The following is a 3,269-nucleotide window of genomic DNA, read 5'->3' as shown; positions in this document are numbered from 1 at the left end:
TCAATATCGGGGCGTAGCGCAGCTTGGTAGCGCACTACTTTGGGGTAGTAGGGGTCGTGGGTTCGAATCCCGCCGCTCCGATTGCAGAAAAACAGAGAGTTAGGTAGGGATGCAACCAATCCCTACCTTGTCCTGTTTACTCGGAATTCTCTTAATTTATCAGCGTTCCTGATCAAGTTAGTTCACCATTAGAATCACTGCTTTAGTCGAAAATGTCTCATCAAATATCAGCTTACGGTTCCTGGAAATCACCGATTACCTCCGATCTAATTGTGGCAGCATCGATTAGTCTTGGTGGTGTAACCCTAGATGGAGAAGATATTTATTGGTTAGAAGGCAGACCACAGGAAAAGGGGCGAAATGTTTTAGTTAAATTAAACCCCGACGGCACAACTACAGACATCACTCCAGGGCCTTTTAATGTGCGAACTCGTGTCCATGAATACGGGGGAGGTTCCTATCTAATTGTTGCCGGAATTATCTATTTTTGTAATTTTGCTGACCAAAGAATTTATCGCCAAACTGCTGATAGTTTCCCCCAACCTCTAACCCCAGAAAATTCCTGTCGTTATGCGGATTTAATTCTCAATCAATTTGGCAATCGTTTAATCTGTGTTTGTGAAGATCATAGCCAAAAAGATCGAGAACCAGTTAATAGTATTGTCAGCATCGATGTGGATACAGGAAACATAGAAACTTTAGTATCAGGCGATGATTTTTATACCTCTCCTCGCTTAAGTGCCGACGGTTCTCGATTAGCTTGGATTAGTTGGAATCATCCTAATATGCCCTGGGATAGTTCTTTTCTCTGGGTGGCCGATATTAATCATCTTTATTTGAGTAATATTCGGGTCATTGCTGGTGGTGAAAATGAGTCGGTGTGTGAACCGCACTGGTCCGCCGATCAACATTTATATTTTACCAGCGATCGCAATAATTTCTGGAACTTTTATTGCTTTAACTACGATGAACAAATCGAACCAGTTCTCGAACCGATAGAGGCTGAATTTGCCTATCCTCATTGGGTTTTTGGTTTATCTAACTACGGCTTTGCTGGGGAATCAAAGATTATTTGTAGCTATACAAAAGATGGTCGTTGGTATTTAGGAAGTATCGATACTGTTAATCGAGAATTCCAAGAAATTATCACTGCTGATACTAACATTTCTTCCCTACAAGTTAGCGATAACAAAATAGTTTTTATTGGCGGTTCTTTCAAGGAAGTAACGGCGGTTATCTCAGTGGATTTAGCCACAGGAACGAGAGAAGTCCTCAAATCTTCCAGTAATTTAACTATTTCTAGCGATTATTTCTCGATTCCGGAAATGATTGCTTTTCCCACCAGTCAGGGACTAACTGCATCTGCTTGGTATTATCCCCCCAAAAACCCCGATTATACCGCCCCCAATGGCGAATTACCGCCCCTTTTAGTCAAAAGTCACGGTGGACCGACGGCCGCGGCTACCTCTAGTTTAAGTCTGCGAGTGCAATACTGGACCAGTCGCGGCTTTGGCTATCTAGATGTTAATTATGGCGGTAGTACGGGTTATGGTCGTCAATATCGTCAGCGTTTGCTGGGAAATTGGGGAATTGTCGATGTGGAAGACTGCATCAACGGGGCAAAATATTTGGTTAATCAGGGATTAGTCGATGGGGAAAGATTGGCAATTTCCGGAGGCAGCGCCGGCGGTTATACAACTTTAGCGGCCTTAACTTTTCATGATACTTTTAAAGCAGGAGCTAGTTATTACGGAGTTAGTGATTTAGAGGTTTTAGCCACCGATACCCATAAATTCGAGTCGAGATATTTAGATAAATTGGTGGGACTTTATCCTGAAGAAAAGGAAATTTACTATCAGCGATCGCCTATTCATTTTACCAGTCAGTTATCCTGTCCAGTGATCTTTTTCCAAGGTTTAGAAGACCGAGTGGTTCCACCCAATCAAGCGGAAATGATGGTACAAGCTTTAAAAGCAAAAGGTTTACCCGTCGCTTACGTTCCCTTTGCGGGAGAACAACATGGATTTCGTCAAGCTGAATCGATAAAACGAGCATTAGATGCAGAATTTTATTTTTATTCCCGTCTCTTTGGTTTTACTCCTGCTGATAATTTAGAACCCGTAGAAATTAAGTAGTCGTGCCAAATTAATTTCCTAGGTTCGAGAGGCGCTGAGGCCAATTCAAGTCTGAATTGCATCACTGTCTGAGGTGAATTACCATTGTTGCACAAGTAATACTAAATCCGTTGAGCATATGCTACTTATGAAGACAGGCAACAGGCAAAAGGCAAAACCCCCCCAACCCCCCTGTCCCCACGAAAAACTTTTTGCCGCAAACCCTAACTACTTCTATTAAGCTCGCTTATTAAGCTGATGTGGAGATGCTTAAAAGGCGCATCTCGCTTTTCAAAATAAGTTTTTGGACAATTCACAGTAAATATCTACAGATTTGACCGTTGGGCGGGTCTAGGCTTAACCATAGTCTCTGTATCGGTTTCAGGCTTTTCTTCTCCTTTTAACTCTCTTAGATTGATGAAAGAGAGATAAGTTGTGTTGAGAAATGTGTAGAGTTGCGGCCGACCCTTGACTGGAACCTAAGCTCTCGTGATAACTTGTATAGGAGTTGTCGACAAGACACCATCAGCTAGACAGACCTTTCCAGTTTCTCTATGTTTCATCCTAACCAATCGGAAACCCGTGAAGATATCCGCGAGTATGTAGCTCAACTACAGCTTCACATGGCTTTACAAGCTCGTAATCTCGTGCCTAGTCTGACTAATACTAGCGATAGTCGCGAGAAACTGCTGCAGGACACCCAAGCAACCATCGAAAAAATCGTTTCCCGTCATTTCTAGTTGACCGATTTTACGCAAGTAATCTCTTTGAACCAAGAATCCCCGTCGCTTTAGTGCGGGGATTGTCAACGCCCTAGGATTAAGGGGGGATCAAGGTAGGGTTGATTCATGAATCAACCCTACTATGAATCAACCCCCCGACGTCGGGGGGGTTGCCTTTTGCCTCTCCTCATAACTAGCCTTTACTCAACGGATTTAGTATAATATCATCGGTAATGGTAACGATAATTCTTTGCAGCTTCGCACCTTGAAACTCGTAAGGAATCTCGTGTTTATCAGCAATTCCAAATTCAAACGGTAGTGTAGGATACAGAATTGATTTCGCTTCTGTCCCTCAAAATAGAGTGAACGAGTTGCCCATTGGGTTTTGCAGGAATGGAAGTCCAAGATTTGAGTTTTATAGGGATGCTGAGCT

Annotated in this window: 2 protein-coding genes and 1 tRNA gene; all 3 read left to right on the top strand. The window is 42.8% G+C overall.

From position 1 onward, the window contains the following. The first annotated feature begins 7 nt into the window (after positions 1-7). The 3 genes from PX481_RS02770 to PX481_RS02760 all read left to right on the top strand — a co-directional run bounded on the left by PX481_RS02770 (position 8) and on the right by PX481_RS02760 (position 2,854). Positions 8-81, top strand: a tRNA-Pro gene (locus PX481_RS02770). A gap of 131 nt (positions 82-212) precedes the next feature. After that, positions 213-2,135 (top strand): S9 family peptidase, encoded by a 1,923-nt coding sequence (locus PX481_RS02765; RefSeq protein ID WP_288023186.1) that lies wholly within the window; start codon positions 213-215, stop codon positions 2,133-2,135. A 533-nt stretch (positions 2,136-2,668) separates the two neighbouring features. Continuing rightward, positions 2,669-2,854 carry a hypothetical protein gene (locus tag PX481_RS02760; RefSeq protein WP_002759041.1) on the top strand — a complete coding sequence of 62 codons (186 nt, stop codon included), beginning with the start codon at positions 2,669-2,671 and terminating at the stop codon, positions 2,852-2,854. Positions 2,855-3,269: the final 415 nt, after the last annotated feature.

The organism is Microcystis sp. M53603_WE2 (assembly GCF_030065435.1).
Note: the sequence above shows the minus strand (reverse complement) of the source record. Positions and strands in the feature narration are given on the sequence as shown.

Coding starts and splice junctions, on each gene's coding strand:
- PX481_RS02765 (WP_288023186.1), top strand. CDS start 213: ATGTCTCATCAAATATCAGCTTACGGTTCCTGGAAATCACCGATTACC.
- PX481_RS02760 (WP_002759041.1), top strand. CDS start 2,669: ATGTTTCATCCTAACCAATCGGAAACCCGTGAAGATATCCGCGAGTAT.